This window comes from Leifsonia sp. GW821-FHT13C05, assembly GCF_058806515.1.
Window position 1 is genome coordinate 188,253 of record NZ_JBXAPT010000002.1, and the last position, 20,863, is coordinate 209,115.

Genomic DNA, 20,863 nt, shown 5'->3' on the forward strand with positions numbered 1-20,863 from the left:
GGCGTGCGAGGGGCGCGCCGCCGCACTCAGCCGCACAGCACCCTCGCCACCGCGGCGGCGTTCACGCGCGCCGAGCCGTACGCGTACACGGCGTTCGCCGCCGCGCCGGGCTCACCGGGCCCCGGCCAGCCTGCCACGATCACCACCGTCTCCGGGCGGCGGGCGAGCACCGCATCCACGACCCCGGCTTCCAGCGCGTTGCTCTGCACCTGGTTGACGATCAGGACGGGTGCGGCCGCGGAGGCGAGGACGTCGGCGGCGCGACGGGCGGCGTCCTCCGCCGTCCCGGCATCGGTGAGCCAGACGCGCTCGACCTCGCGGTAGCTGCTGAGGGCGCGGGTGAAATGGTCGGCCTGGGCGCCGACGGCGATGTTGCGCTTGGTTCGCGCGTCCACGACGGTCAGCGGGCCGGGGGCGAGACGCGCGGCCCCCACGATCCGGATGGAGGCGGTGACGATCGCGTCGAGGTCGGGTGCCGGGGGTGCTGCTGCCGCGCGCGGCTGGGAACGCACCCAGACTGACAGCGCGGCGACGCGCTCAGCCGCCTCTGCGACGCGGGAGGCGGGGAGCTCGCCGGAACGCACTGCGCCCACCAGCGCATCCCGCACGTCGAGATACTCCATCTCGTCGGTGGGGCCGTCCGGGTGCTGCGGGTTCTGAACGGGGTTGCCGATGCAGAGCAGGTCGACCCCGGCCAGGAGCGCGAGCACCGCTCCCCGTCCCATCCCGACGGTGTGGCGGATGGCAGCCATGTCGAGGGCGTCGGAGACGATGACGCCGTCGAAGCCGAGCGAGCGGAGAAGGCCCAGCGCGCGGGGGTTGAGGGTGGCGGGCTCGTCGCCGAGCTGTGGCACCCGGAGGTGCGCGGTCATCACGGCCTTCACTCCCGCGGACACGGCCTCGGCGAACGGGCGCAGGTGCGCCTCGTGGAACTGCTGGTCGGTGGCATTGCTCACGGCGAGCGCCAGGTGCGAATCGGTGGAGGTGTCTCCGTGGCCGGGATAGTGCTTGGCGCACGCGGCGACACCGGCCGACTGCAGGCCCCGGACGGCCGCGGCGGTGTGCCGGGCGACGAGCTCCGGATCTGCGCCGAACGAGCGGACGCCGATGACCGGGTTGCGCGGGTCCACGTTGACGTCGACGGTCGGGGCGAGGTCGATGTCGATGCCCGCCGCCGCCACGATGGCGCCCGTCCAGGCCGAGACGGCCTCGGTCGTGGCCACGTCGTCCGCCCTGCCGAGCACCGCATTGCCGGGCGTCGATGAACCGTCGCGGGCCTCGAGCCTCGTGACGATGCCGCCTTCCTCATCCACTCCGATCACCGCGGCCGGGTTCAGCTGGTGGATGCGCGCAGAGAGTGCACGGACCTCCTCCGGCCCTCCGATGTTCTGCTCGAAGTAGACCAGCCCGGCGAGCCCGGCGCGCAGGGCGTCCTCCGCCCATCCTGGGAGGGTGCGCCCGCGGAAGCCGGGCCAGATCACACTGTTGACCAGGCGCAGAAGCGCCTCGTCGTCGCCGATGTCCGGGTTCTGCATGGAGACTCCATTCGCGCGACAAGCGGGCAGAAGAATGTTCCGCCCCGTGCGATCGCGCCATACGCACGGGGCGGAAGCCGGTCAGGCGGGTGGCCTGGTCGCTCGTTCCAGGTGGACGAGGATGTGTTCGTAGTCCGCTCCGACGGCCCTGGTCATCCCGAGCTCGCAGGTGCGGTTGGTGGAGGCGTACGCGTCGTGATCTCGGGATGTCACCTCGGCGGCCTCCGCCGCTGTCGCGCTGGCGGTCAGCTCAGGATGCAGCAGCCCCCTGTCGCCCGCGAACCCGCAGCAGCTCCAGCTGACCGGCGTGACGACCTCGGCGGCGATGATGGATGCGATCGCCGCCAGCTCCTGGTCGATGCCGAGCTGGGCGGACGAGCACGTTGGATGCACGACCATCGAACCGATCGGCTCCGTGACCGACAACGCGGGCAGGAGGCGTTCGGCGGCGAACGCGATGCTGTCGACGACGGTGAACCCCGCCGTCGCCGCCATCAGCGCCAGCCCTTCCGTACAGCTGCTCGCGTCGCAGACCACGGGCAGGCGGCCCCCGTCCGTCGCCTCCAGCAGCACAGACCGCACGCTGTCGGACATCCGGTCGTACCCCGCCGTGTAGCCCTTGGACTTCCACGGGGTCCCGCAGCAGAGCGATCCGATTCCGTCCGGGACAGTCACTGACACTCCCGCCCGCTCGCACAGTGCGAGGAACGCCTCGGAGGCGGACAGCGCACCACGCGGCGCGCCGAACATGGTGCCGACACAGGCGGGGAAGAAGACGGCGACAGGATCGGCGGCGGCCAGCGGCCTGCGTGCCGCGCCTCCGGCGGGCAGTTCGGCCGAGTAGAGCGGCACCTGTTCGTCGCCGAGCATGCTGCGCCCGAGCACGGTCGCGGCTTTCACCACGGAGGGTGGCAGCGCCTTGGCGACCGTGAGGGCGGCTGCTGCGCCGACGGTCACGGCACCCCACTGACGGGATGCGGCGCCCCAGACGGCCGCCGCCGGCCGCGCCGCCGTCTCAGCGCGGAGCCGCCGCACCAGGTCGCCGGTGTTGATGCCGACCGGGCAGGCAGACTGGCACATCCCGTCGACGGCGCAGGTCTCGACACCCTGATACTCGTAGTCGTCGCGCAGTCGTTCGAGCAGAGCCGTGTCGCCGGCCCGCTCCGCGTCGGCCATCTCGCGCCGCAGGACGATGCGCTGGCGCGGGGTGAGGGTGAGGTCACGCGACGGGCAGGCCGGTTCGCAGTATCCGCACTCGACGCAGCGGTCCACTTCGGCCTCGACAGCGGGCGTGATCTTGAGGTCGCGGAGGTAGGAGCCTGGATCGTCCGACAGCAGGACGCCGGGGTTCAGCATCCCTGTCGGGTCGAGCAGTCGCTTGATCTGCCACATCACGGCGTAGAGCTCGTCGCCGTACTGCCGCGAGACGAACGGTGCCATCACCCTGCCCGTGCCGTGTTCGGCTTTGAGGGAGCCGCCGAAGAGGAGAACCAGATCCACCATCGCCTCCGTGAAGGCGCGGTAACGGTCGAGCGACTCCGCACGGTCGAACCGCTCGGTCAGCATGAAGTGGACGTTTCCGTCCTTGGCGTGACCGAAGATCACGGAGTCCTCGTAGCCGAACCTGTCGAACAGCTCGATGAGGCCGTCGCAGAACGCGCCCAGGTGTTCGACGGGCACCACCACATCCTCCAGCAGCGCCGTCGTTCCCGACGGGCGCGCTCCGGCGACCGCGGTGTACAGCCCTTTGCGCAGGTGCCAGAGGGAGGCGCGTCGCGCGGGCTCCTGAGACAGGAGGACCGGATGCACCACCGGCAGAGCATCCACGGTGGCCTCGGTGCGGCGAAGCTCGGCCGCGAGCGCCGCGTCGTCTTCCGTCTGCAACTCGATGAGGAGTGCGGCGTGCTGGTCGACGGGGAGCGCGGCGATGTCGGTCGGGCAGTCGGGGAGCTGCTGCGCGACGCGCAACGAGGTGGCATCCATCAGCTCCACGGTGGCGAAGCCGGCGTCGGCGAGCAGGCTCGTCGCTGCCGCCGCCTCCGTGAGCGTGCGGAACACGGCGAGGCCGGTCGCCACCGACGTCAGCACCGGCACCGTGCGGAAGGTCGCGGAGGAGATGAAGCCGAGGGTGCCCTCGCTGCCGATCATCAGATGGGCCAGGATGTCGACAGGCCGCTCGAAGTCGAGCAGCGCGTTCACGCCGTAGCCCATCGTGTTCTTGCGGCTGAACAGCCGCTCGATCGTCGCGACGGACGCCGGGTCTGCGAGCACCCGCTCGCGCAGCGCGGAGAGCCCGGCATGCACATCGGGTTCCGCGCGGGCCAACTCGGCGTCGGCGTCCCGCGCTGCCGTGTCGATCACGGTGCCGCTCGCCAGAACGACGACCATCGACTCCACCGTGCGGTACGAGTTCTGCGTGATGCCGCAGACCATCCCGCTCGAATTGTTGGCGAGCACGCCTCCGATGGTGCAGGCCACCTCGCTCGCCGGGTCCGGCCCGAGTTTGCGTCCGTGGCGGGCGAGGACGGCATTGACCTGTCTGACGGTCGCTCCGGGGCCGACGCTGACGCGCATCCCGTCGTCGAGCACCCGGATGACGCGGAAGTGCCGCCGGGTGTCGGCCAGCACGCCCGCGGTCGACCCCTGCCCGCTGAGGCTGGTGCCGCCGGAACGGAAGGTGAGGGATGCGCCGGATTCGCGTACTCGGCGCATCAGCTCGACCACCTCGGCCACCGTGCCGGGCGTCTCCACTGCCGACGGGACCAGGAGGTAGTGCGACGCGTCGTGTGCGATCGCGTGCCTCCTGGTCACGCTCTCGGCAGGCGCGGCAGTGCTCACGGTCCGGCGAGCTCGAACTTCGAACTGCCGCCGACGGTGAACCCGCACGCTCGTTCCGTGCCGACGAGGCAGCCCTTCGCCGACATCATCGCCGTGTAGTAGTCGATGTAGCGGAAGCCGTACGTCTCTCCGCGCGCGAACGCCTGGTTCTGGATGGCAGCGCGCCAGATGTCGAAGGCCTCCTGCGGGATGGGCACGTACAGGTCGGGCTGGAAGCCCTCCGCGTCCTCCCAGTTGTCCGCGTGCAGGAACTGCTTCACGCCATGCCGCCCGAGCGGGCTGTCGAGAGGAAGAGAGGCGAGGAACCTGGCGCGCTCGGCGATGATCGCCGCACGCTCGTGATCCCGGTGGATGCTCTTCGTCCAGTGCGTGATGATGATGTCCGGTTTCTCGGCCCGGATGATGTCGGCCAGCTGGCCGGCCGCCTCGTCGTCGTCGGGCAGGAAGCCGTCGGAGTAGTCGAGCACCCGGAACTCGGCGCCGATGTCCGCGGCGAACTGTTCGCCTTCCCGCACCTTCTGCACGCGGTACTCGTCCGGGCTCAGCGCCGGATGGCCGCGCTCTCCGTACGTGCACGCGACGATGATCGCCCGGTCTCCGTCGAGCACCATCTTGGCGAGGGTCGGCCCCGCCGTGAGGTCCATGTCTCCGATGTGCCCGCCGATGGCGAGGACTGTCCTGCTCACGTTTCGCTCCGTTTCTCGTTGTTCGCGCTGGTCACGTCGTGCCGGCGTCACTTCATGCCGCTGAGCATGACGCCGCGGACGTAGTACTTCTGGAAGAAGAGGAAGATGATCAGCACCGGGATGGTGCTGATGACGATTCCGGCCATGACGATCGGCATCGTGCGGTTGGGGTCGATGAAGCTCTGCAGCAGCTGGATGCCGACAGGGAGCGTCATCAGATCGGAGTTGGTCGACGCGATCAGCGACGTCCAGATGTAGTCGTTCCATTGGCCCACGAAGGTGATGAGGCCGAGCGTGATCGCCACCGGCTTGGCCTGCGGAAGCACGATGTTGTAGAACAGCCTCCACTCGCCCGCGCCGTCGATGCGCGCGGCCTCGAGCATCTCGTTCGGCACGCCGACCATGAACTGCCGCATCAGGAATATGCCGAAGCCGCTCACCAGGAACGGGAGCATCAGCGAGACGATGTTGGTCGTCATACCGCCGTCTCCCCCCTGACCCAGGATGTTGTTCCCGCCGACCAGCGGCCAGTTCACCATGATGAGGAAGTCGGGGATCAGCAGCAGGAACGGCGGGAGCATCATCGTCGCCAGGATGAAGCGGAAGATCACATCCCTCCCGCGGAAGCGCAGCTTGGCGAGCGCATAGCCCGCCATCGCGGACGTGATGAGCACGGACGCCGTGACCACCAGGGTCACGATCACACTGTTCATGAACAGGCGCCCGAGCTGCAGCTGGTCGAAGGCGGCGCTGTAGTTGCTCCAGGTGAAGTCCTGCGGCAGGAAGTGGTAGGGCAGCACGCCGTACTCGCCCGGGCCCTTGAACGAGCTGAAGAGCATGTCGAGGAAGGGCATCGCCATCAGCACACCGCCGATGGCGACCAGGGTGTATGAGAGCCAGGGCGTGCGTACCCGCTTGTTGCGCAGAGCCATCAGTCGTCGTCTCCTGAACGTCGGCTGACCCAGAGCTGGATCAGGGTGATGATGAAGATGATCACGAACAGCACCATCGCCATCGCGCTCGCTGTGCCCCACGCACCGAACTTGAAGGCCTGCTGGTACATCTCGAACGCCGCGACGTTCGTGGAGTTGACCGGCCCGCCGTCCTTCGTCATCACGATGATGAGCGCGAACGACTGCAGTCCGGCGATCGCCTGGGTGATGAAGACGAACACCAGCGACGGCCGCAGCAGCGGGAGCGTGATCCCCCAGAACGTCTGCCAGCTGTTGGCGCCGTCGATCTCGGCAGCCTCGTACACCGTGCGGTCGATCGACTTGATTCCAGCGGTCAGGATGAGCACCGCGGCGCCGATGGACGCCCACGCCTGCACGACGGCGACGGAGGGCAGTGCGATCTTCGGGTCGGAGAGGAAGCCGATCGAGTTGATGTGCAGCGCGTTCAGCAGGCCGTTGATGAGGCCGGAGGGCTGGTACATCATCTTCCACACGTTGCCGATCGCGACCACGGTGGCGACCACGGGGAGGAAGTAGAGGAACCGCCAGAAACCCTGGAAGCGGAGGCGCTCGATGCACTGGGCGACGAGGAGCGAACCGGCGACGGCGAGGATCACGGACAGCGCGGCGAAGACGAACGTGTTGACCAGGATCGGAGACAGGAACGTGCTGTTGAAGTTGAGGATGTCGGAGTAGTTCTCCACCCCGATGAATTTGATCTGGGTGAGGTCGTACCCTCCCCACTGCGAGAGGGAGAGGAAGATCGCGAAGAACGACGGCAGGATCAGGAAGACGAGGAAGAACAGCAGCGACGGCGCCAGGAACAGGTAGCCGGCCCTGCCCTCCCTCCTGAACCTCCGGGATTTCACCCTGGACGGCGCAGAGAGCTCCGCGTCGCCCAGTTGGCTCGCCGCTTCGCGCGTCGCGCTCGCGTACATTCCAGTCATATGTCGTCTCCGCCTGTGTGGCTGCTTCTGAGGGGGTGGGCAGGGCCGCGGGGGCGGCCCTGCCCACCGGATTGCTACTTGCGGTCGATCTCGGCGGTCAGGTTCTTGAAGGTCTGATCGACGGGAGCGTGATTCACAAGAATCTCGTTGAGTGCGTTGTGCAGCGAGGTCTTCGCCTTGTACGCGTTGGCGGCGTTGGACTCGGCCATCGCGTAGCTCGCCGCGTCGTAGATCGGCGTGAGGTTCGCATCCTCTGCCTGCAGCTTCGGGCCGAGGATGTCGGCGTCGGCCTTGCGCGGCGGGATGAGGCCGTTCGTCGCCAGGAAGTCACCCATCTCGGTGACGCCCTCCTTGTTCTTGTTGGAGTTCAGCCAGGTGAGGAACTCCCAGGCCTCCTTCTTGTGCTTGCTGCCCGAGTTCACCCCGGTGAAGAAGGAGTACGCGAGCGAGCCCTTGTCCCCTGCTTCCGGGCCGGGAACGGGAGCGGTGCCGACGTTGGAGTACTCGTCCTTCATCTGCGTCTTCAGGCTGCCGATCCACCAGCCGGCCTGGATCGCCATGGCGACGCCGTTGGTCGGGAAGGTCTTCGTCGGCATGATCGACGTGGTCGTCGCCCCGGACTTGGCCAGGTCGGCCTCGAGCTGCATCGTCTCCTTGGCCTTGCCGTTCAGTGCCGAGTCGCCGTTCGGCTCGAGGAATTTGCCGCCCGCCGAATCGAGCAACGAAAGGAACGGGTGGGCGGTCTGGTTGTCGCCGTCCTGGATGAGGGAGAGCCCGACCACCTGATAGTTGCCGGAGCCGTCCTTCTTGGTGGTCTTGTTCGCGATCTCCTTGAGCTCATCCCAGGTGGCAGGCGGCTTGTCGTACCCGGCGTCGGCGAGGATCTTCTTGTTGTAATACAGGACGTACGTGTTGAACTCCGTCGGATATCCGAACACCTGGTTCGCACCGGTGACGGATGCCGCCGCGGCCTCGCTGTAGTTGTCCTTGATGTCCTTCGCGACCTCGGCGGACGGCTTGTCGAGCACACCGTTCGCGGCGAGCTGGCCACCCCAGAGGGAGTACGAGCTCATGATGTCGGCACCCTTGCCGCCGGTCTGACGCACGTTGAGCGTGGTGAGGAGGTCGTCGAAGTTGACCGTCTGCTGCTTGACCTGGATGTCCGGGTGGGACGAGTTCCACTCGTCGATCATCTTGGTCATGCCGCTCTTCATGGGGTCCTGACCGTAGTGGCTCAGGAAGGTGAGCGTGACTTTGCCGTCGTCGCTTCCCGACGAACCGGTACCGCTGCAGGCGGACAGCGCGAGCGCTGCCGCCCCGACGACGAGTGCCGCCTGGGCGATTCGGCCTCTGCGGCCGAACAGTGCTGTTCTCATGGTTTTCCTCTCGGTGGGGTGGACGCTGCTGTTCAGGCAGCGAGCGGCGCGTGCAGGATCGCGAAGGTGCGAGTTACGGTGAAACCGGTCTTGGCGTACAGGTACCCTGCCGCCGAGGTCTCCTCTGTCCAGAGGAACCAGGCGCTGTGGGCGCCGAGTGCGCGCATCCGCTCGAGGGTCAGGTGCAGGAGGATCTCGCCGAGGCCCGTCCCGCGGCTCTCCGGCAGCACGCCGAACGGCCCGAAGCGTTCGAGCACGTTCTCGTACGTGCCGTGCATCGCCCAGCCGAGCATCACGCCCTCCGGGTTGCGCACGGAGATGATGCGTTCGAGCGGCTGGCCGCCGAGCACGCCCTCCCGGATGCCGCGCGACCAGTCGGGGTTGAACCGGGAGCCGGCGATGTCGATCAGGTCGACGAGGTCGTCCCCGGTCGGCGAGCCGAACGTCCAGCCGTCCGCCCTGAGGGACGCGACCTTCTCCCGGATGCGCTCCGGGAGTTCGTAGTCGTTGAGCGTCCTGTCCATTGCGACGGACTCGTACTGGGTGGTGAAGCCGAGCTTGGCGAGCAGCCTGGCGGCGTCCGGATAGCGGGCGGCGTCGAGGCCGGGGAGGAAGTAGTTCGGCGTGTACGAGGAGAAGTACGCGGTCTTCGCGCCCTTGTTCGCCAGCCACTCCATGACGCCGCCGACCAGTGCGGCTCCGAGTCCCTGGTTGCGGTGGCCCGGGGTGACGAAGAAGAACGGCACCCAGCCGGAGTCCGGCTCGAGGTCGGCTCCGTCGGCGGCGATCCGGCGGTGCACCCCGTATGCGGCTCCGACGATCTCGCCGTCCGCCTCGGCCACCAGGAGGCCGGATGCGTCGAAGTTGCGGTCGAGCAGGAACATGTCGCGGAACCGGTCGTATGTGATTCCGTCGGCCGACGCAGCGGCCGTCCAGGCCTGGGCGATCTGGGGGCCGTCGCCGCTCTGGAAGGGTCGGATCGTCGCGGTGGACGTGGACTGCTGCATCGAATCTCCTCGTGCCTTTTCACTTCGGTGTGCCGGCGCATCCTGGCCTTGGACCGAAATTACCTTCATTGATGGAACCATGTCAAGTATTTTCAACCACCGCCATAGATGCGGTAATCATTTACGCGCTCGTTACACGGACGAAACGCGCGAATAGAGCAGAACATCGTCGCCGTAGACGTCCTGGACGGGCACGACGCCCGGATTCAGGACTGCCGCCGGCTCACCGGCGTGGACGGCATCGCGCAGCGCGGAGGAGCCCCAGAGACGGTCGATCGCGTACCCGTGCTCGCCGGACTCCACCCGCTGGCCGGGCTCCAGGAACCGGAAATCGTCCGGGTAGAGCTCCGCAACGGCGTCCAGGATCGCGAGGCCGGTCGACACCGGATCGAAGGCGCTGCGATCGACGATGTGCAGCTGAACCCCCCGCACGGTCTCCCCCGCATACTTGTGGAACGTCGGCGAATACCAGAGCTCGCGGAACAGCACTCCCGGGATGCGAGCATCCCGCAACCGCGCGGCGAACCGGCCATCGATGTACGGCGCCCCGAGCATTTCGAAGGGCCGCGTCGTGCCCCTGCCCTCGCTGACGTTCGTCCCCTCGAAGATGCCGGTCCCCGTGAAGGCGTACGCGGTATCCAGCGTCGGCATGTTCGGAGATGGCGGCACCCAGGGCAGCCCCGTGGCGTCGAAGTCCGCCGATGCGTCCCAGCCCTCCATCCGGATGACGTCGAGGTCGGCGGAGAGACCGTCGGCGGGCAGATCCCTGGTGTTGAACAGCCGCGCCAGCTCGCCGGCGGTGAGCCCGTGGCGCTGGTGCACGTCGCTTCGCCCGACGAAACTGCCGAACCCGGCGACGTCGATCCCCGGTCCGGAGAGCACGCCTCCACCGAGCGGGTTCGGGCGGTCGAGGACCACGAACCGCACGCCGGTGCGCGCTGCACTCCGCAGGCAGTCGTAGAGCGACCAGATGTACGTGTAGTAGCGCACTCCGAGGTCCTGCATGTCGAACACGACGGTGTCGACACCGGAGTCCTCGATCAGGCGATCGAGTTCGTCGCCCGACTTCAGATACGTCTCGATGATCGGCAGGTCGGTGCGGGCGTCGTGTGTGCTCGTCTCGGTCTCGCCGGCCTGCACAGAACCGTTGAGCCCGTGTTCCGGCCCGAACAGCGCCGTGACCGGAGCACCGGCCTCCACCAGGGCGTCGACCGTGCGGCCGAGGTCGGGTGTCGTGCCGGTGAAGTTGGTGAGCAGGCCGATCCGCCTGCCGCCGAGCAGTCCGGGATCCTCCGCGGCGATCTCGACGCCGGTGCGGGCGCGCTGGGTTGTCATGGTTATCCTTCCGTGGGCGCGCGGCATCGCACCGACGCACGGGGGACGCCGGATGGAGGCAGCGCTCAGTTTTCTTCTCGGAGTTCTCTGACGATTTCGTATGTGCTCTTCAGCGCCTGCACGGTGCGGTCGTACCGGCCGCGGGCGACGCCGACGAAGATGTAGTCGACGAGCGTGAGCTGCGCGATCCTGCTCGCCATCGCGCCGGAGCGGAACGTCGTCTCGCGCACCGCGGTGCGCAGCACGTCGTCCGCGTGCTCGGAGAGCGGCGAATCGGGGACGTTGGTGATGGCGACGGTGTACGCCCCACCGTTGTGGGCGCCACGCAGGAAGGCGTTGGTCTCCTTGGTCTTGCCGTTGTGCGAGAAGCCGATCGCCACATCCCCCGCTCCGATCAGCGCGGCGGACACGAGTGCGTCGTGCGCGTCGGTGAAAGCGAGCGCGATGTGCCCGATGCGCAGCAGTTTCTGCGCGAGGTCCTGTGCGCCCGCGTTGCTCGCCCCGACACCGAAGACGACCACGCGCTTGGCGCGCTCGACCTTGCGGACCACTCGCTCGAGCACCGCGATGTCGATGCTGTCCGCCGTCTCCCTGATGCCGAGGATCTCGCTGCTGGCGATCTTCGACACCATCTCGGCGAGCGTGTCGGACGGGCTGATGTCCGCGCCGTATGTGCCGGAGCCTGTGCTGCCGAACTCCGCGGACTCCTTGCCCAGTTCCGCCGCGAGCTGCAGTTTGAGCTGCGGGTAGCCGGTGAGGCCGAGCGACTGGCAGAAGCGCACGATCGACGCCTCGGACGTGTTGCACGCCCTGGCGAGTTCGGTGATCGTGTTCTCCACGACGATCTGCGGCCGCTCGAGGATCGCGTCGGCGACGCGGCGCATGGTGGGCGGGAACGATTCGACGTGCGCCTGGATGTTGGTCTGGATGCTCACAGGGACGACACTAATGACACCGTTCGCCATGTCGGCTCCCTCCGCTCGTTTTCACGCTTGGCGAGTCACGCTATCGACGCGCCGGGCCGTTTGTCAATCATTTACTTTGGATCGCTGATCCATGTAAATTGTCTCTATCACCGATGGATAAGGACGACGTGAGCACAGAAGCCGTACGCAGCCACATTGCGGTCGACCTCGGCAAGACCAACTGCCGGGTGCGGCTCGACGCCGGGCGCGCATCCACCGAGGTCCGCGGCCACGGGTTCCCCGGACTCGCTGCCGAAGGGGGCGCCGAGCTGGCCATCGCGGCCATCGCCCCCCTCGTCGCGTCGCTGGGCGCGGAGCAGCTGGCTCGCGTCACCGAACTCGCCATCGGTGCAGCGGGCGCCGACTCCGACAGGGATGCCGCTCGCCGGGCCGCCGAGCGCGCTCGCGAACTCTGGGGCTTCGGCGTCGCCATCGCCTCCGACGTGCTCACCGCGCACATCGGCGCGTTCGACGGAGCAGCGGGGACGGTCCTCATCGCCGGGACGGGCGCGGTGGCCTTCGAGGTCGGAGACGACGGCAGTGCGCGGCGCTCGGACGGCTGGGGCCCGTGGCTCGGCGACGAGGGCAGCGGTCGCTGGATCGGCCAGGCCGGCCTCGTCGCGGCACTCAGGGCGGCGGACGGCCGCGGGCCGCGCACGGCGCTCGAAGAGGACGCAGCCTCCATCGCCGGGGACCTCGTCGGCCTTCCGCGCGCGATCATGGGCGGCGGCGATGTCGCACGCGCGCTCGCCTCCTTCGCCCCCGTCGTCCTTGCGAACGCGCGAGGTGGCGACCAGGTGGCGCAGGGCATCGTCGATGCCGCCATCGACCACCTCGCCGCAGCGGCGGCCTCCGTCGCCACCCCCGGCTCTCCTGTCTCCGTGATCGGCGGGCTCACCGACGACCCCGAGTTCCTGCGGAGGCTGCTCGACGAGCTGGGCCGCCGCCACCTGTCCCCGCGCCGCCCCTCCGGATCGTCGCTGGACGGAGCGGCGATCCTCGCCGCCCGCCGTGACCTTCCCCACGAAAGGTATGCCATCCGTGTCTGACATCCTCAACAGAGCGCGAGGTCCCCACGACCTCCTCCTCGCCGAGCTCTCCACGCTCACGACAGAAGCGATCGTGGAAGACGGACGCGACCTCGACATGCTCAGCACAGCGGGGCTGGTCGAGCTGATGAACGAGCACGACGAGAGCGTCCCTCCCGCGGTCGCCGTGGTGCTGCCGACCATCGCAGCGGCCATCGACGACATCGCCGCCCGGATGCGCGACGGCGGTCGCCTCATCTACATCGGAGCCGGCACCCCGGGACGGCTCGGCATCGTGGACGCCAGCGAGTGCCCTCCGACGTTCAACGTCGACCCCTCCCTGGTGGTCGGGATCATTGCGGGAGGGGACGGCGCGATCCGGACCGCGGTGGAGAACGCCGAGGACGACCCGCAGGGCGGGGCGGACGCTCTCAGCGGCATCGCACTCACGGCGATGGATGTCGTGGTCGGGATCTCCGCATCCGGTCGCACCCCGTATGTGGTCGGCGCCCTGGAGTACGCGGCGGAGATCGGCGCGCTCACCGTCGCGATCGCCTGCAACAGCAACTCCACCATCGGACGCGTCGCCGACCACGCCATCGAGGTCGTCGTCGGCCCCGAGCTGATCGCGGGCTCCACGAGGCTCAAGGCGGGCACGGCGCAGAAGCTCGTGCTCAACATGATCTCCACCATCGCGATGATCAGGCTCGGCAAGACGTACGGCAACATCATGGTCGACCTCCGTGCCACCAACGAGAAGCTGCGTGCACGCGCCGAGCGCACTGTCATGCTCGTCACCGATTGCAGCCCGGCGGAGGCGGCGGAGACGCTGGCCCAGAGCGACGGCTCGGTGAAGATCGCCATTCTCATGCTGCTGCGCGGCCTCAGTGCTGACGCCGCGCGCGCGTCGATGGCGACAGCGCCGAGTCTCAGGGCCGCCCTCGGCGCCGCCTGACCATGGCCATCCTCCTTCGGACGTTCTGGGCAGTGGTCGATGCCCACCGGCCAGGCGCGAGTCTCGGGAACGTGATCGCCGACCTCCCTCCCGGTGACCGTGCGTGATCCGGCCATATGCCCCGGGCGATGTGGCGTCGCTGTCCAGAGTCTGCCTCCTGACGGGTGACTCCGGCGGCGACGCCACGGGGAAGTACGCCGACGACGGACTGCTCGCCGACATCTTCCTCCTGCCGTACCTCGAGCTCGAACCGGAGCACGCGCACGTCCTCGACATCGGCGGCCGGGCGGTGGGGTACATCGTCGCGACCCCGGACAGCGTGGTCTTCGCCGAGCGGTACCGCCGCGAGTGGCTCCCACGGTTCGCGGCCGCTCATCCACTGGTCGACCCGCCGACCACGCCGACCGAGAGCCTCGCGCTGGTCGGCCACTCCACCTCGCACCTGATCGGCCCGGACCACGAGCTGTTCCCCGCCCACCTGCACATCGACCTCCTGCCGGTGGCACAGGGACAGGGCTGGGGGCGCAGGCTGATGGCCACGCTTCTGCGCCAGCTGGCGGATGCGGGCGTCCCCGGTGTGCAGCTCGGGGTCGGCGAGCGCAACACCGGGGCGCAGGCCTTCTATCGGCGGCTCGGGTTCGCGCCGTTGCCTTCGACCCCCGACGATGGGCTGCGGCTGGGCATCCGGACCGACGCCGCCTCCCCCGCACGACGGATCCGCCGCCGCGCATCCACCGCTAGCGTTGGAGGATGACCAGCGCATCACCACGACTGCTGGCCGCGCCGGCGAGCGAGTGGCACCGTCCAGCCCCGGATGCCCGTGGCCGGCGAGCGGACGTCGTGCTCGCCGTCGTCCTGACCGCCGCGATGATCGGCTCGGTGTTCCTCTACCAGCGCACCGGGATGTACGGCAGTTCGGAAGCGTGGGTGAGCATCGTCTGGGCCGTCGCGAGCGGGGCGCCGCTGGCCGTGCGGCGGCGCTGGCCGGAAGCAGTCGCGATCTGCTCCGCCGTCGCGTTCTGGTGGGGAGGCGAGTTCCGGGTCGGCGAGTACCTGTTCTCGAACATCGCCCTGTTCATCGCCGTCTACACGCTCGGCGCGTGGGGTCGCAGGCGCACCCTGGCGACGGTGCTGCGACTCGCGATCATCGCCGCGATGTTCGTCTGGCTGTTCTGGAACCTGATCGTCACCGCCGGGATCAGCTCGGTGGTCCCGGAGCTGTCGCGCGAGGGGACACTCTCCCCGTACGTCGCGTTCGGTCTCATCCAGATCATCATCAACCTGCTCTATTTCGGCGGCGCGTACTACTTCGGCGACGCCGCATTCCGGTCGGCGCGTGCGAGGCACGAGCTGGAGACGCTGACACTCGAACTGGCGGAGGAGCGCGAGCGCACCCAGCAGCAGGCCATCGCGCTCGAACGGGTACGGATCGCCCGCGAGCTGCACGACGTCGTCGCGCATCACGTATCGGTGATGGGGGTGCAGGCGGGAGCAGCGCGGCTCGTGCTCGACCGCGACCCCGCCGCCGCTCGCTCCTCGCTGCTGAACGTCGAGTCGAGTGCGCGCACCGCCGTCGACGAGCTGCGGCTGCTGCTCGGCGCCCTGCGCGATGACCAGGCGGCGCCCGCAGGCGACGCGGCGACGACGCACGGCGTGGACCAGCTGGGCGAACTGGTCGACGACGCCGTCGGCGCCGGCCTGCCCACCCGGCTGCACGTCATCGGCAGCCGCAGGGCGGTGCCGGCGACCATCGGGCTCTGTGTGTACCGCGTGGCGCAGGAGGCGCTCACCAACACCCGGAAGCACGGCGGGGCGGGGGCGACCGCCGAGCTGCGGCTCCGATACACCGACGACAGCCTCGAAGTGGAGGCGTCGGACACCGGGCTCGGCGCAGGACGCTCCGCCACCGCATCCGGGGCCGGGATGGGGCACCTCGGGATGCGCGAACGGGTCGCGTCCGTCGGAGGGAGCATCGAGATCGGTCCGCGCAGCCGCGGCGGATACCTCGTCCGCGCGCGCTTCCCGCTCGCCGCGGAGGTGATGAGGTGAGCATCCGGGTACTGCTCGCCGACGACCAGGAACTCGTCCGCGCCGGATTCCGGATCATCCTGCAGTCGGACGACGCGATCGAGGTGGTCGGCGAGGCGGGCGACGGCCAGACCGCCGTGCGGCTCTGCGAGGAACTGCAGCCGGACGTGATCTGCATGGACGTGCAGATGCCCGGCATGGACGGGCTCGAGGCGACCAGGCAGATCGTCGCCAGGCCCGACCTCGCCGCCAGCGTGCTCGTGCTCACCACGTTCAACCGCGACGACTACCTCTTCACCGCACTGCAGGCGGGCGCGAGCGGGTTCCTGCTGAAGAACTCGTCGCCGGAGGAGCTGGTCAACGCGGTGCACGTCCTCGCCAGAGGGGATGCGCTGCTGTCTCCGGATGTGACCCGCCAGGTGATCAGCCGGTTCAGCGATGGGCAGGCGGGAGCGCTGGCGGGTGGTGCGACAACCGCCACCGGCACCGCGGTCGACGACCTCACCGACCGCGAGCGCGAAGTACTCGGCCTCCTCGCCGGCGGCCTGTCCAACGCGGAGATCGCCGCGCGGCTCTACCTCGGCGAGGCCACCGTGAAGACGCACGTCTCGAAAGTGCTGCTCAAGCTGGGGCTGCGCGACCGCATCCAGGCGGTCATCTTCGCCTACGAGAACGGGCTCGCCGGGCGCTGACCCGCGCCGGGCGCTGACCCGCCTGCCCTCCGCCGAGCGGCGGACGACGGCAGGTGGATGCGGTGCTCGCCCGCGAATCCGTAGCGTGGAATCGACCACGGAAGGGACGGCGACAATGCTGCAGATCCAGAACGTCGAGAAGCGCTACGGGGACCGCCTCGTGCTGCGCGACGTGAACTTCACGGTGCCGCGAGCGCGCATGACCGGCTTCGTCGGAGGCAACGGCGCGGGCAAGACCACGACCATGCGCATCATCCTCGGCGTGCTCGCCTCGGACGGCGGCACGGTGCTGCTCGACGGCCAGCCGCTCACCGCGGACGACCGCCGCCGCTTCGGCTACATGCCGGAGGAGCGCGGCCTCTACCCGAAGATGAAGGTCGCGGAGCAGCTCGTCTACCTGGCGAGGCTGCACGGTCTCGGCGCCGCCGCCGCTGCACGCAATACCGACGCGCTGCTCGACAGGCTCGGTCTCGGCGAGCGCTCCGGCGATCTGGTGGAGAGCCTCAGCCTCGGCAACCAGCAGCGGGCGCAGATCGCCGCCGCCCTCGTGCACGACCCCGAGGTGCTGGTGCTGGACGAGCCGTTCTCCGGCCTCGACCCCCTGGCGGTGGATGTGGTGGTCGGCGTGCTCCGCGACTACGCGGCCTCCGGTGCTCCCGTGCTGTTCAGCTCGCACCAGCTCGACATCGTCGAGCGGCTCTGCGACGAGCTCGTGATCATCGCCGATGGCGAGGTCAAGGTCTCCGGCGGCACGGACGAACTGCGGCGCGAGCACGGCGGCGGACGCTACGAGCTGCTCGTCTCCGGCGACGCGGGCTGGCTCCGCGGGCTCGACGGTGTCACCGTGCTCGACTTCGACGGCGGATACGCGCTGTTCGAGTCCGACGACGCGACGGCGCAGGCCGTGCTCAAGCGGGCGACGGCCGACGGCGGCGTGGTCAGCTTCGGACCCCAGAACCCCTCCCTTGCACAGATCTTCCGAGAGGCCATCGGCAAATGAGCGCATCAGCATCCACCGGCACCCCGTCCACGCGCACCACCCCGCCCGCCCCGGGCTTCGCATCCGGGGTCGGTCTCGTCGCCCGCAGGGAGATCGTCACCCGGCTGCGCAGCAAGTCGTTCGTCGTCTCGGCGGCCGTGCTCGTGCTGCTCGTGCTCGCCTCCGTGCTGCTCGGCGGCATCTTCGGCGGGAGCGACAGCTCCACGAAGGTCGCCGTCGTCGGGTCGGCCGAGCAGGTCGTCGGCGGGGCGGACGGCCTGGATCCCGTGCAGGTCGATTCGCGCGCCGCCGGGGAGGAGCTGCTGCGCTCCGGCGACGTGTCCGCCGTGGTGGTCCCCGGCTCTGGGACGCCGCCCGTGACCGTGATCGGCCTCGACAGCGCGCCTCAGGGCGTGCTCGCCGCCCTGAGCATCCAGCCGGAGGTGGAACTGCTCGACCCGTCCGCGCAGCCCGCTGCCCTGGTCTACATCATCGCCCTCGGTTTCGGGATCGTCTTCATGATGTCCGCCGTGACCTTCGGCACGATGATCGCCCAGAGCGTCGTCGAGGAGAAGCAGACGCGCATCGTGGAGATCCTGCTGTCGACGGTGAGCGCCCGCGTGCTGCTCGCCGGCAAGGTCGTCGGGAACAGCGTCCTCGCACTCGGCCAGATCGCCGCCATCGCCATCGCAGCGATCCTCGGGATGATGGTCACCGGCCAGCAGGTGCTGCTCGGCACCGTCGGGCCGGCTGTCGCCTGGTTCGTGGTGTTCTTCGTGATCGGCTTCGTGCTGCTGGCCGCGCTCTACGCGGCGGCCGCCTCGCTCGTCTCCCGCTCGGAGGACATCGGGTCGGTGACGTCGCCGGTGATGATCCTCATCATGGTGCCGTACTTCCTGGTGATCTTCTTCAACGACAACCCCACCGTGATGGCGATCATGAGCTACGTGCCGTTCGCCGCACCGGTCGGGATGCCGGTGCGCATCTTCCTGGGAACGGCGGAGTGGTGGGAGCCGATCCTGTCGCTCGTGCTGCTCGTCGCATCCACTGCCGTGGTGATCGCGCTCGGCGCCCGGGTGTACTCCAACTCGCTGCTGCGGACCGGCGCTCGCGTGAAAGTCTCGGAAGCGCTGCGCGGCTGACCGGCCTGCGAGCATACTGAGCGCATGAGTGCTGAGGATGCTGGCGGCAGGGACAACGCCGTCGTTCGGTTTCTGAAACGGAAGTGGCTGGCCATCGTCCTGGTGGTGCTGCTGCTGATCGTGGCCATTCAGAACGGGGTGGGCAACGACCAGGCCACCATCTACCTGCTGTGGGCGCAGTTGCGGATGCCGACGTGGGTGCTGGTGGTGGCGGTGTTCGTGGTCGGCGGCGTGGTCGGATGGGTGCTCGCGCGCAACAGGGCGGCTCGCAAAGCCAGACGCTGACCTTGACGCGGCGCAGGTGCGCGGAGTTAGGTTGCCTGCATGGTCACTCTCATCATCGTGCTTCTGGTCGTCTGGGCTGTGCTCGCGATCCTGGGCTTCGCGATCAAGGGTCTGCTGTGGCTGGCGATCATCGGGCTCATCCTGTTCGTCATCACGGCGATCATCGGCTGGCTGAGGCGCAGCGGCAGCAAAGGCTGATTCAGCGACCGCATCCCTGAATCGGATCACCGCGGCCTGTTGGACAGGACGGCCCGCACACGGAAAAGTGGAAGCATGGCCTACCACCCCCTCCCCGAGCGCTACGACCGGATGCAGTACCGCCGCACCGGGCGCAGCGGGCTCGATCTTCCAGCGCTGTCCCTCGGTCTCTGGCACAACTTCGGCGACGACCGGCCGTTCGCGACGCAGCGGGACATCGTGCTGCGGGCGTTCGACCTCGGCATCACGCACTTCGACCTCGCCAACAACTACGGCCCGCCGTACGGCGCGGCAGAGGTGAACTTCGGGCGCATCATGCGCGACGACCTGCGCCCGTACCGCGACGAGATCGTGGTGTCGTCGAAGGCCGGCTGGGACATGTGGCCCGGTCCGTACGGCCAGGGCGGCGGCGGACGGAAGTACATGCTCGCGAGCCTCGACCAGTCCCTGTCGCGGCTCGGCCTCGACTACGTCGACATCTTCTACTCGCACCGACCCGACCCGTCGACTCCGCTGGAGGAGACGATGCAGGCACTGGACACCGCCGTCCGCTCCGGCAAGGCGCTGTACGTCGGCATCTCGTCCTACGGTGCAGAGGATGCGCGCCGCGCCGCCGAGATCCTGCGCGAACTCGGAACGCCCCTGCTCATCCACCAGCCGTCGTACTCGATGCTGAACCGCTGGATCGAGAACGAGGGGCTGCTGGATGCGGCGGGCGATGCCGGCTTCGGCGTCATCGGGTTCACCGCCCTGGCGCAGGGGATGCTCACCGACAAGTACCTGAACGGCATCCCGGACGGCTCGCGCGCCGCTGCGGGCAGCTCGCTCGACGCGGACTGGCTGACCGACGACGCGGTGGCGCGCCTGCGGTCGCTCAACGAGATCGCGGCACGGCGCGGCCAGTCGCTCGCGCAGCTGGCGCTCGCCTGGGCGCTGCGCGACGAACGCGTGACGTCGCTGGTTATCGGCGCGAGCAGCGTCGCCCAGCTGGAGCAGAACGTCGGGGCGCTGGACAACCTCGCGTTCACGGATGAGGAGCTGGCCGAGATCGACGAGCTGGCCGTGGATGCGGGCGTCGACCTGTGGGCGGGCGCGCGCCGCGGGGAACTGTAGGGTCGGAGCGGTCGGCCGGGCCCCAGTCAGTCGATCGGGCGGATGAGCTCTGGCCCGTCTCCGGTCACCGGCCCGACGCGGTCGAAAGCGAGCGACTCGGCGACGCCGACGGCCGCGCGCACGGCCTCGTCGAGCAGCGCCTGGTCTCCGACGACGGTCGGGTCGACCCAGTGGTCCCACAGTTCGCGCGGCAGCGGCACGGGGTTGCGGTCGTGGATGTGCTCGAGCGTGTGCACAGCGTCCGCCGTGAGGATGGTGGCGGTGAGGTGCCAGCGCTCAGGGTCGCCGTGTTCCTTGGCCGGGTCTGCCCACCAGGCGTACAGCCCCGCGAAACCCATCAGCTCGCCGTCGGGCAGGTGGATGAAGTACGGCGTCTTCTTCTTGGTGACGGGATCGGTCTGCCACTCGTAGTATCCGATGGCCGGCACGATCGCGCGGCGGGAGGCGACGGAGGCCTTGAACATGGGCTTCTCCGCCGCGGTCTCCGCGCGGGCGTTGAAGGTGGGGACCTTGGTCTTCAGCTCTTTCGACCAGGAGGGCACGAGCGACCACCTGGCCAGTTCGAGCCGTCGGACGCTCGGCTCGTCGTTCTTCTTGCTCTCCAGGAAGATCGGGATGGGGTCGGTGGGCGCGATGTTCCAGCTGGGCCGCCAGTCCCGGAAGTCGCCGCCCTCGGCGACGAACTCCTGGATCATGTCGTCCGTCTCTTTGTCCATCGCGAACCGTCCGCACATACCCCGACCATACCTCCCGCCTCCGACACCCGACGAGACACCACTATCTGTCGCGAAACGCCCGGGA

At 68.8% G+C, this 20,863-nt stretch carries 20 protein-coding genes; 10 read left to right on the forward strand and 10 right to left on the reverse strand.

Annotation, left to right across the window (positions count from 1 at the left end):
• Positions 1-26: 26 nt before the first annotated feature.
• From AC1ROC_RS07485 to AC1ROC_RS07525, 9 genes are all read right to left on the reverse strand, one after another.
• Entirely contained in the window at positions 27-1,535 is a 1,509-nt protein-coding gene (locus tag AC1ROC_RS07485; protein WP_492999184.1) for a glycoside hydrolase family 3 protein, read from the reverse strand.
• Between the two features lie 81 nt (positions 1,536-1,616).
• Entirely contained in the window at positions 1,617-4,373 is a 2,757-nt protein-coding gene (locus tag AC1ROC_RS07490) for an FAD-binding and (Fe-S)-binding domain-containing protein (RefSeq protein WP_492999186.1), read from the reverse strand.
• Complete coding sequence (locus tag AC1ROC_RS07495; RefSeq protein ID WP_085369061.1) at positions 4,370-5,059, reverse strand: PIG-L deacetylase family protein; 690 nt, start codon at positions 5,057-5,059, stop codon at positions 4,370-4,372. Before AC1ROC_RS07495 ends, AC1ROC_RS07490 begins: the two co-directional genes overlap by 4 nt.
• Positions 5,060-5,106: 47 nt before the next feature.
• Entirely contained in the window at positions 5,107-5,991 is an 885-nt protein-coding gene (locus tag AC1ROC_RS07500; RefSeq protein WP_168690294.1) for a carbohydrate ABC transporter permease, read from the reverse strand.
• Positions 5,991-6,959, reverse strand: coding sequence for a carbohydrate ABC transporter permease (locus AC1ROC_RS07505; protein ID WP_492999189.1), 969 nt, complete (start codon positions 6,957-6,959; stop codon positions 5,991-5,993). The genes AC1ROC_RS07500 and AC1ROC_RS07505 overlap by 1 nt, the downstream gene beginning before the upstream one ends.
• A gap of 74 nt (positions 6,960-7,033) precedes the next feature.
• On the reverse strand, positions 7,034-8,335 hold the full coding sequence (locus AC1ROC_RS07510) for an extracellular solute-binding protein (RefSeq protein ID WP_492999191.1): 1,302 nt from the start codon (positions 8,333-8,335) through the stop codon (positions 7,034-7,036).
• 32 nt (positions 8,336-8,367) lie between these two features.
• A complete protein-coding gene (locus AC1ROC_RS07515) occupies positions 8,368-9,342 on the reverse strand; it encodes a GNAT family N-acetyltransferase (RefSeq protein ID WP_492999193.1) in 975 nt (324 codons plus the stop codon).
• 132 nt (positions 9,343-9,474) lie between these two features.
• Complete coding sequence (locus AC1ROC_RS07520) at positions 9,475-10,677, reverse strand: exo-beta-N-acetylmuramidase NamZ family protein (RefSeq protein WP_492999195.1); 1,203 nt, start codon at positions 10,675-10,677, stop codon at positions 9,475-9,477.
• Positions 10,678-10,742: 65 nt separating this feature from the next.
• Positions 10,743-11,612: a MurR/RpiR family transcriptional regulator gene (locus tag AC1ROC_RS07525; protein WP_085369109.1), complete on the reverse strand. Its 870-nt coding sequence runs from the start codon at positions 11,610-11,612 to the stop codon at positions 10,743-10,745.
• A gap of 158 nt (positions 11,613-11,770) precedes the next feature.
• On the opposite strand from AC1ROC_RS07525, the gene AC1ROC_RS07530 reads away from it, so the two are divergent.
• The 10 genes from AC1ROC_RS07530 to mgrA all read left to right on the forward strand — a co-directional run bounded on the left by AC1ROC_RS07530 (position 11,771) and on the right by mgrA (position 20,062).
• Positions 11,771-12,691, forward strand: a complete 921-nt coding sequence (locus AC1ROC_RS07530) for an N-acetylglucosamine kinase (RefSeq protein ID WP_179150761.1) — start codon at positions 11,771-11,773, stop codon at positions 12,689-12,691.
• Positions 12,684-13,625, forward strand: a complete 942-nt coding sequence (gene murQ, locus AC1ROC_RS07535; protein ID WP_492999198.1) for an N-acetylmuramic acid 6-phosphate etherase — start codon at positions 12,684-12,686, stop codon at positions 13,623-13,625. The genes AC1ROC_RS07530 and murQ overlap by 8 nt, the downstream gene beginning before the upstream one ends.
• A 103-nt stretch (positions 13,626-13,728) precedes the next feature.
• Positions 13,729-14,379 (forward strand): GNAT family N-acetyltransferase, encoded by a 651-nt coding sequence (locus AC1ROC_RS07540; RefSeq protein WP_492999200.1) that lies wholly within the window; start codon positions 13,729-13,731, stop codon positions 14,377-14,379.
• Positions 14,376-15,674, forward strand: a complete 1,299-nt coding sequence (locus tag AC1ROC_RS07545; protein WP_492999202.1) for a sensor histidine kinase — start codon at positions 14,376-14,378, stop codon at positions 15,672-15,674. The genes AC1ROC_RS07540 and AC1ROC_RS07545 overlap by 4 nt, the downstream gene beginning before the upstream one ends.
• Positions 15,671-16,345 carry a response regulator gene (locus AC1ROC_RS07550; protein WP_168690301.1) on the forward strand — a complete coding sequence of 225 codons (675 nt, stop codon included), beginning with the start codon at positions 15,671-15,673 and terminating at the stop codon, positions 16,343-16,345. The genes AC1ROC_RS07545 and AC1ROC_RS07550 overlap by 4 nt, the downstream gene beginning before the upstream one ends.
• 115 nt (positions 16,346-16,460) lie before the next feature.
• Positions 16,461-17,345, forward strand: a complete 885-nt coding sequence (locus AC1ROC_RS07555; protein WP_493000001.1) for an ABC transporter ATP-binding protein — start codon at positions 16,461-16,463, stop codon at positions 17,343-17,345.
• A complete protein-coding gene (locus AC1ROC_RS07560; protein ID WP_492999204.1) occupies positions 17,342-18,466 on the forward strand; it encodes an ABC transporter permease in 1,125 nt (374 codons plus the stop codon). Before AC1ROC_RS07555 ends, AC1ROC_RS07560 begins: the two co-directional genes overlap by 4 nt.
• Before the next feature lie 24 nt (positions 18,467-18,490).
• The gene (locus AC1ROC_RS07565; RefSeq protein WP_085369074.1) at positions 18,491-18,751 is read left to right on the forward strand and encodes a lipopolysaccharide assembly protein LapA domain-containing protein; all 261 of its coding nucleotides are present in this window, start codon (positions 18,491-18,493) and stop codon (positions 18,749-18,751) included.
• 39 nt (positions 18,752-18,790) lie between these two features.
• Entirely contained in the window at positions 18,791-18,949 is a 159-nt protein-coding gene (locus tag AC1ROC_RS07570; protein ID WP_168690303.1) for a hypothetical protein, read from the forward strand.
• A gap of 75 nt (positions 18,950-19,024) precedes the next feature.
• Positions 19,025-20,062 (forward strand): L-glyceraldehyde 3-phosphate reductase, encoded by a 1,038-nt coding sequence (mgrA, locus tag AC1ROC_RS07575; RefSeq protein WP_492999207.1) that lies wholly within the window; start codon positions 19,025-19,027, stop codon positions 20,060-20,062.
• A 26-nt stretch (positions 20,063-20,088) separates the two neighbouring features.
• Here mgrA and AC1ROC_RS07580 read toward each other — a convergent pair whose 3' ends face one another.
• The gene (locus tag AC1ROC_RS07580) at positions 20,089-20,796 is read right to left on the reverse strand and encodes an SOS response-associated peptidase (RefSeq protein ID WP_085369076.1); all 708 of its coding nucleotides are present in this window, start codon (positions 20,794-20,796) and stop codon (positions 20,089-20,091) included.
• Between the last annotated feature and the right edge of the window lie 67 nt (positions 20,797-20,863).

Coding starts and splice junctions, on each gene's coding strand:
- AC1ROC_RS07485 (WP_492999184.1), bottom strand. CDS start 1,535: ATGCAGAACCCGGACATCGGCGACGACGAGGCGCTTCTGCGCCTGGTC.
- AC1ROC_RS07500 (WP_168690294.1), bottom strand. CDS start 5,991: ATGGCTCTGCGCAACAAGCGGGTACGCACGCCCTGGCTCTCATACACC.
- mgrA (WP_492999207.1), top strand. CDS start 19,025: ATGGCCTACCACCCCCTCCCCGAGCGCTACGACCGGATGCAGTACCGC.
- AC1ROC_RS07565 (WP_085369074.1), top strand. CDS start 18,491: ATGAGTGCTGAGGATGCTGGCGGCAGGGACAACGCCGTCGTTCGGTTT.
- AC1ROC_RS07520 (WP_492999195.1), bottom strand. CDS start 10,677: ATGACAACCCAGCGCGCCCGCACCGGCGTCGAGATCGCCGCGGAGGAT.
- AC1ROC_RS07580 (WP_085369076.1), bottom strand. CDS start 20,796: ATGTGCGGACGGTTCGCGATGGACAAAGAGACGGACGACATGATCCAG.
- AC1ROC_RS07510 (WP_492999191.1), bottom strand. CDS start 8,335: ATGAGAACAGCACTGTTCGGCCGCAGAGGCCGAATCGCCCAGGCGGCA.
- AC1ROC_RS07515 (WP_492999193.1), bottom strand. CDS start 9,342: ATGCAGCAGTCCACGTCCACCGCGACGATCCGACCCTTCCAGAGCGGC.
- AC1ROC_RS07555 (WP_493000001.1), top strand. CDS start 16,461: ATGCTGCAGATCCAGAACGTCGAGAAGCGCTACGGGGACCGCCTCGTG.
- AC1ROC_RS07505 (WP_492999189.1), bottom strand. CDS start 6,959: ATGACTGGAATGTACGCGAGCGCGACGCGCGAAGCGGCGAGCCAACTG.
- AC1ROC_RS07560 (WP_492999204.1), top strand. CDS start 17,342: ATGAGCGCATCAGCATCCACCGGCACCCCGTCCACGCGCACCACCCCG.
- AC1ROC_RS07570 (WP_168690303.1), top strand. CDS start 18,791: ATGGTCACTCTCATCATCGTGCTTCTGGTCGTCTGGGCTGTGCTCGCG.
- AC1ROC_RS07545 (WP_492999202.1), top strand. CDS start 14,376: ATGACCAGCGCATCACCACGACTGCTGGCCGCGCCGGCGAGCGAGTGG.